9 protein-coding genes are annotated in these 6,413 nt (G+C 62.2%); all 9 read left to right on the top strand.

Features of this window, described 5'->3' with window-relative positions; translation table 11 throughout:
* On the top strand, nt 1-190 hold a 190-nt coding region (locus VQ045_RS20875), incomplete at its 5' end, for a hypothetical protein (RefSeq protein WP_331831490.1).
* Between the two features lie 430 nt (nt 191-620).
* Nucleotides 621-1,730, top strand: a complete 1,110-nt coding sequence (locus tag VQ045_RS20870) for a DUF2793 domain-containing protein (RefSeq protein WP_331831489.1) — start codon at nt 621-623, stop codon at nt 1,728-1,730.
* Nucleotides 1,731-1,788: 58 nt separating this feature from the next.
* A complete protein-coding gene (gene pseG / locus VQ045_RS20865) occupies nt 1,789-2,823 on the top strand; it encodes a UDP-2,4-diacetamido-2,4,6-trideoxy-beta-L-altropyranose hydrolase (RefSeq protein WP_331831488.1) in 1,035 nt (344 codons plus the stop codon).
* 171 nt (nt 2,824-2,994) lie between these two features.
* Nucleotides 2,995-3,711 (top strand): imidazole glycerol phosphate synthase subunit HisH, encoded by a 717-nt coding sequence (gene hisH, locus VQ045_RS20860; RefSeq protein ID WP_331831487.1) that lies wholly within the window; start codon nt 2,995-2,997, stop codon nt 3,709-3,711.
* Complete coding sequence (hisF, locus tag VQ045_RS20855) at nt 3,612-4,376, top strand: imidazole glycerol phosphate synthase subunit HisF (protein ID WP_331831486.1); 765 nt, start codon at nt 3,612-3,614, stop codon at nt 4,374-4,376. The genes hisH and hisF overlap by 100 nt, the downstream gene beginning before the upstream one ends.
* 1 nt (nt 4,377) lies before the next feature.
* A complete protein-coding gene (locus tag VQ045_RS20850) occupies nt 4,378-4,911 on the top strand; it encodes a GNAT family N-acetyltransferase (RefSeq protein ID WP_331831485.1) in 534 nt (177 codons plus the stop codon).
* Entirely contained in the window at nt 4,908-5,642 is a 735-nt protein-coding gene (locus tag VQ045_RS20845) for a glycosyltransferase family protein (protein WP_331831484.1), read from the top strand. Before VQ045_RS20850 ends, VQ045_RS20845 begins: the two co-directional genes overlap by 4 nt.
* Nucleotides 5,639-6,019: a GNAT family N-acetyltransferase gene (locus VQ045_RS20840; protein WP_331831483.1), complete on the top strand. Its 381-nt coding sequence runs from the start codon at nt 5,639-5,641 to the stop codon at nt 6,017-6,019. The genes VQ045_RS20845 and VQ045_RS20840 overlap by 4 nt, the downstream gene beginning before the upstream one ends.
* A gap of 38 nt (nt 6,020-6,057) precedes the next feature.
* The gene (locus tag VQ045_RS20835; protein ID WP_331831482.1) at nt 6,058-6,333 is read left to right on the top strand and encodes an aminotransferase class III-fold pyridoxal phosphate-dependent enzyme; all 276 of its coding nucleotides are present in this window, start codon (nt 6,058-6,060) and stop codon (nt 6,331-6,333) included.
* Nucleotides 6,334-6,413 lie beyond the last annotated feature (80 nt).

Raw genomic sequence — 6,413 nt, 5'->3', positions numbered from 1 at the left:
TTTCCCGCGGTTTGCTTTCGTCCACATCGCTTCCATGCCCTCGTCGAATCAAATCAACAGCATGGAATCACAAACGATTCATATCATTCAACTTCTTTGTGGACCGACACTTATAACCGGAGAACCCGTGGTGAATCCAGAAAGAAAAAAGAACATGGAATCGAGAGCGACTACCAGCAAATATAGATGAATTACGCCTGCTGCCACCAATGCACCCGTTAACGCATGCTTGGAGGCAGAAAGACGTAGGTGACTCGAGTAATTTAACTGAGACATGGCCAATCCCGTTCTCTAGATATTTGGCGAAAATATCACCATACGTGTTTCACGAATGATGCTTCGCCGATCACTTCGCCCCCCTAGTGGATAAGACATGGACGCGTTGATCGTAAAACTTTTCCTTTGGTAAGATTCTTTGTCGTGAGCGCAAAATTGATGGGAAAGTCAGCCAGCGCCGGGGCCATGCATCTACCGGTCACACACGTCGATGGACGAATCGGATGTCGGAGACCATTGGCGTTTCACTATGTCGGTCGAGGCAACATAAGGAATCCGGCAAAATTTTTATCCCCTCGAGGACGGCTCCTCGTAGACTCCGATCTTCAATTGGAGATTATCTCATGGAACTGTCGCCAAACCTAAGCCTCCCCTACGTCATGCCGGCTCAGGCACAAAAACATGTGACGCACAATGAAGCAATCGACATTCTGGACATTGCCGTCCAACTGATGGTCGAAAGCGCGACCGTTCTGGATCCTCCCGTCACACCGGCCGAGGGGACACGCTTCGTTGTCCCGCCAGCCGCTACCGGCGTTTGGACAGGCGAATCAGGCAATATTGCGGTCTATAGCACGGGGGGCTGGCGGTTCTTGCCACCGGCGAACGGAATGCGTGCCTGGGTGAAGGATTCGGCTCAGCTGTATGTCTATGATCAGGCAGGATGGGCGCCGCTCGGCGCGCTCGCAACGGGGGATATGTCTCCCGATACGGTGGGGATCAGCACATCGGCCGACGCGACCAACCGGCTTGCCGTCGCATCGCCCGGCAGTCTGTTCAGCCATGATGGGGGAGATCACCGGATGGTGCTGAACAAGGCCGCCATAGCCGACACCGCGAGCCTGATTTTTCAGACCGGATTTTCCGGCCGCGCCGAGTTCGGCCTGGCAGGGGACGAGGATTTTTCCGTCAAGGTCAGCCCGGACGGCGCCATCTGGCGCGAGGCGATGAAGCTCGATCGAGCGACGGGCCGCGCGGCGTTTCCGCAAGGCGTCCAGGCGCCGGGCCATATCTTGCAGGTCGTCTCCGCGCGTCTGACGACCGGATTCACGACCACTCTCGATACGCCGCAAGTCACCGGCCTTTCGGTCACACTCACGCCCTTCGCGGCGGACTCGACGATAATCGTACGCGCAAGCCTCGTTCTCGGCGCCAATTTCTGGTCGACTGCTCCGCGCGTCGGCGTTTATCGGGACGGCGTTAAGGTCTGGCCATCACAGGCCGGCGTGTTCATGCAGCACCAGATGCTTGCAGATACGCCGTCGAACTCGCGCCTCATCACCCACCAGGCGGCGATCGAATTCGCCGACCAGCCGGCGACGGCGAGCGCCGTCACCTATGACATCCGACTCGCCAGTTCTTTCGCCGGCGTGAACGTCCATCTCAACATCCGTGATTACGATCTCCTCATGCGCGGCGAATCGAATATGAGCGTGACCGAGGTTGCCACATGAGTGGCGGCCGGGGCCGGAACGAGGAGCCAGCCGGGATGTATCTGCTGGGATTTGCGGAATGACGGGGACAGCCGTCTTTCGGTGCGATGCGTCGCAGACGATCGGCGGCGGGCATGTGGTCCGCTGCATGGCGCTCGCCGGGGCGCTGCGGGAGGCGGGCTGGGCCGTTCGCTTCGCAGTGTCCGACGCGACGCCGCGAACCGTGCGCGAACTCGGCGAAGCCTTTCCGGCGAGCTTGACGGGATTGCGCTGCGATCCCTCCGACAGCACGCGCCTCCGGGCGGAATGGCCCGACGGCATCGATCTTTTGGTCGTCGATCATTATGGACTGGGCGAAGCATTTGAGCAGGCCGCCAACGGATGGGCGCGTCGGATCCTCGTGATCGACGATTTTCCCAATCGCCGTCACCATTGCACCCATCTCGTCGACACGACACACGGACGCCGGGCCGAGGACTATGCCGGCCTGGTTCCGTCGGGCGCGAAGCTGATGTGCGGTAGCTCCTACGCCATGCTTCGCGGGCCCTTTCGCCGACGCCGCGCATCCGGGCCTTTGAAAGCCGGCGGCGATCGGCTCGCCGCCCTGGTAACCTTCGGCATGACCGATGCGCCCAACGCGACCGGAATAACGCTCGCGGGCCTTTTGCCGCTGGCCGGGATGATCGACGTCGTGGTCGTGCTCGGCGCCAGCGCGCCACACGCCGCGACGGTGGCCGATCTCTTGCGCGGCGGCGCACCCTCCTGGCGTCTGGTCACGGACGCCGACGCCGCCACCATGGCCGCCTTGACCGCCGAGGCCGATCTGGTGATCGGCGCACCCGGCAGCGCCAGCTATGAACGTTGCTGTCTCGGCAAGCCGGCCCTGCTCCTGCAACTCGCCGATAACCAGGCCGGCAATGCCGCCGCTCTGGTCGATGCGGGCGCAGCCGAGCTGCTCGGCGGCATTCCTGACGTCACGGCGGCGGATGTGGAAAAGGCAGTGCGGCGGCTGGCGGGCGACCGGAACCGACTGGCGGCGATGGGTTTCGCCGCCGCCAAGGTCACCGACGGGCGCGGCGTCGAGCGGATCGTCGCCGCACTGGAAGCGGAGTAAATTTCGCCGCCGCCTTTCCGCCCACACGACGACAAGCGGCTCTCGACCCACCGGGCTGCCCAGCGGCCGCGGGATTGCCGAGACTGTGCTACCGATCTATAGAAACGACCTGCAGCGGCATCATCCGATCGGTCCCAAGCGACAGCGCTTTTTGAAAGCGCGGGAAGAATCATGGAAAACATCGGCCTCCTGCGGATGCCCATCGGCAATTTTCAGTCCGCCTGGAACGCATTGTACGAACTCGGCTTCGACCCGGTGATGGTCGACGAAAGTTCCGATTTCGACGACCTGACCCATCTCATCGTGCCAGGCGTCGGCAACTTCAAGGCGGTGATGGCGCATCTGGAGTCGAAGGGCTTACCGGACAAGATCCGCGCCTTCGCGTTAACCGGGCGACCGACGCTCGGCATCTGCGTCGGCATGCAACTCCTGGCCACCAGAAGCACCGAAAGCGGCGATACAAACGGGATCGGCTTCGTCGAGGGCACCGTCAGCCGGCTGCCGGGCGGCCCCGGCATGCCGCTCCCCCATGTCGGGTGGAGCACGGTCGACCTGCGCCGCTCCCACCCCGTCACCGACGGCATCAAGCAGGGGCGCGACTTCTATTTCGTCCACTCCTACGCCATGCACTGCGAGAACGACGCGGACTGGATCGGGGCGACGAATTACGGCACCGACTTCGTGTCCATCGTCGGCCGGGACAACGTCGTCGGCTTTCAGTTCCACCCCGAGAAAAGCCAGGCCAACGGGCTGAAGCTGCTCGAGAATTTCTGCTATTGGGACGGCCAGTGCTGGAGAAGAGAATCATCCCGGTCCAACTGCTCGTCGATGGCCGCCTGGTCAAGACGGTGCAATTCGACCGCTGGCGCGACGTCGGCGATCCGGTGAAGAGCTCGGCCGTCTACAACTCGCAATATGCCGACGAACTGATCTTCCTCAACATCTCGCGCGACCGCCGTTCGGTCGCCGACCTGCAGAAGCTGATCAAGGAGGTCTCGACGGTCTGCTTCATGCCGATGGCCATGGGCGGCGGCATCACCACGGCCGAGGAAGCGGCCTTTTTGATTCTGAACGGGGCGGACAAGATCGTCGTCAATTCCATCGCCTATGGCGACCCGTCGGTCATCACCAAGACCGCCGACACCTTCGGCGCCCAGGCGGTGGTGGTCTGCGTCGACGTGCGCTTCGACGAGGAGCGCGGCGACTACGTGCTCTACAGCGATTGCGGCCGGCGCGCCCAGCATGTCGGGCTGGAGGAGCACGTCGAGCACATTATCGCGGCGGGCGCCGGCGAGATCATGATCCAGTCGATCGACCGCGACGGGATGATGAAGGGCTTCGACATCGCGCTGACCCAGCGCGTCATGGCGGTGTCGACGGCGCCGGTGATCGCGGCGGGCGGCTCCGGGAATTACGAGCAGATGAAGGACGCCTTTCTCGCGACCGACGTCAGCGCGCTGGCCTGTGGCAGCCTGTTCAATTTCTCCGACAGCAATCCGATCCGCGCCAAGGCCTTCCTCAGCAATCATGGCCTGAACTTCAAGAAGGTGTGAGATGGCGGTCATATCCTCCGAGCGTCTGCATTTGCGCGAACTCGCGGTCGACGATGTTGGCGACACTTATGTCGGCTGGCTGAACGATCCGCAGGTGGCCCGCTTTCTGGAAACCCGCTGGCGGGAACAGACCGAAGCCAGCGTGCGGGCATTCGTCGCCGCGGTGAACGCGCGTTCCGATGAGTTTCTGTACGGAATTTTCCTCAACGAGAACCGGCGGCATATCGGCAATATCAAGGTCGGCCCCATTCGGGCCCACCACGGTGTCGCCGATGTCAGCCTGCTGATCGGCGAGCGCGACTGCTGGGGCAAGGGGTTCGCGGCCGAGGCGATCGCCGCGGTCAGCCGCCACGCCTTCGCGCATCTCGGTGTGCGCAAGCTGGCGGCCGGAATGTATGCGCCGAACGAAGGATCGCGCCGTGCCTTCCTGAAGCTGGGCTACAAGGAGGAAGGGCGGCGTCGCCTTCACTACATGCTCGATGGCGAACCCTGCGACCTGATCGAACTTGGAGCGTTGCCGGAGGATTTGGCATGATCATCGCTGTTATTCAGGCACGCGCGTCCTCCCGGCGGCTGCCCGGCAAGGTGGTCAAGCCGATCCTCGGCAAGCCGATGCTCGCCCGCCAGATCGAGCGGATCCGCCGCTGTAAATCGTTCGAAACGCTGGTGCTGGCAACCAGCGACCATGACGCGGACGATGCGGTCGCAACGGTTGGCGCCGAATGCGGCGTGCCGGTCTATCGCGGCAGCCTCGATGATGTTCTGGATCGTTTCTACCAGGCAGCAAAGCCCTACCAGCCAAGCCACGTCGTCCGGCTGACCGGCGACTGTCCGCTGGCCGACTGGACGGTCGTCGACGCCGTCGTCCGCTACGCCGTCGAGGGCGATTACGACTACGCCTCCAACACCATCAAGCCGACCTTTCCGGACGGCCTCGATGTCGAGGTTGCGACGTTCGCGGCGCTGGCGACCGCATGGCGCGAGGCGACCTCACCGGTCGACCGGGAGCATGTGATGCCGTTCCTGCATCGCCAGCCGGAGCGCTTCCGTCTCGGCAATTTCGAGAATGGCGAGGATCTGTCGGCGCTACGCTGGACGGTCGACGAGCCGTCCGACTTCGCGATGGTATCGGCCGTCTACGAGGCACTTTATCCGGGCAATCCGGAGTTTGGAACGGACGCGATTTTGCGCTTCCTGGAGGAAAATGCGGCGGTTGCCGGAGGAAATTCTGCCATCCCCCGCAATCAGGGATATCAAACCCCATGATGATAAGGTTAGCGACAATGGAAGATGCCCGCTTGCTTTTCAACTGGCGGAACGATCCGCTCACACGTCGAATGTCCGTCAATTCCGCCACTGTGGACTGGGATACCCATCGTTCATGGCTGGAACGAAGACTCGGGCGCGCCGATCCCCTGCTTCATATCGCCGAAATCGAAGGACACTGCGTCGGCACGTTTCGTATAGATGGCGACGAGATCAGCTACACGGTGGCTCCCGATTTCCGAGGCAAGGGCATTGCCCTGAAAATGCTTATCTTGGCACGGCAGATGTTTGGACCCAAGCTGGCTCGGATCGCCCGCGACAACGTCCCCTCGGCGCGCGCGGCCGAAAAAGCCGGGCATACGGTGGCCTGGCTCTAGCCTTCGCATAACGGCACACGCTCACTTTGGAATTTTAGATGGACCAGACTCACCCTCACAGCCTCCGCTATTCTCGTTCCGAAGACATGCTGGAGGCGGCCCTCGAAGTCATCCCGCTCGCGTCACAGACCTTCTCCAAGAGCCTGACGCAATACCCGCGTGGCGTATCGCCCTTCTTCATCCAGCGCGGCAAGGGGTCGACCGTCTGGGACGTCGACGGCAACGCCTATGTCGACTTCAACAACGGCTTGGCTTCGGTGACGCTCGGCCATGCCGATCCGGAGGGAATGTCCCGGTCTCTGTTGAAACTCTGAAGTGGGCGGCGTTGCCCGCCTTGAGCCGTTAGGCTCGGGGTGCCGATTCCACTGAGGAGAGCAACGCCATGACGAGAGAT

This window comes from Aurantimonas sp. E1-2-R+4, from assembly GCF_036549515.1.
In the GTDB taxonomy this organism is placed as follows: domain Bacteria; phylum Pseudomonadota; class Alphaproteobacteria; order Rhizobiales; family Rhizobiaceae; genus Aurantimonas; species Aurantimonas coralicida_A.
This window is presented reverse-complemented; position numbering and strand designations above follow the sequence as displayed.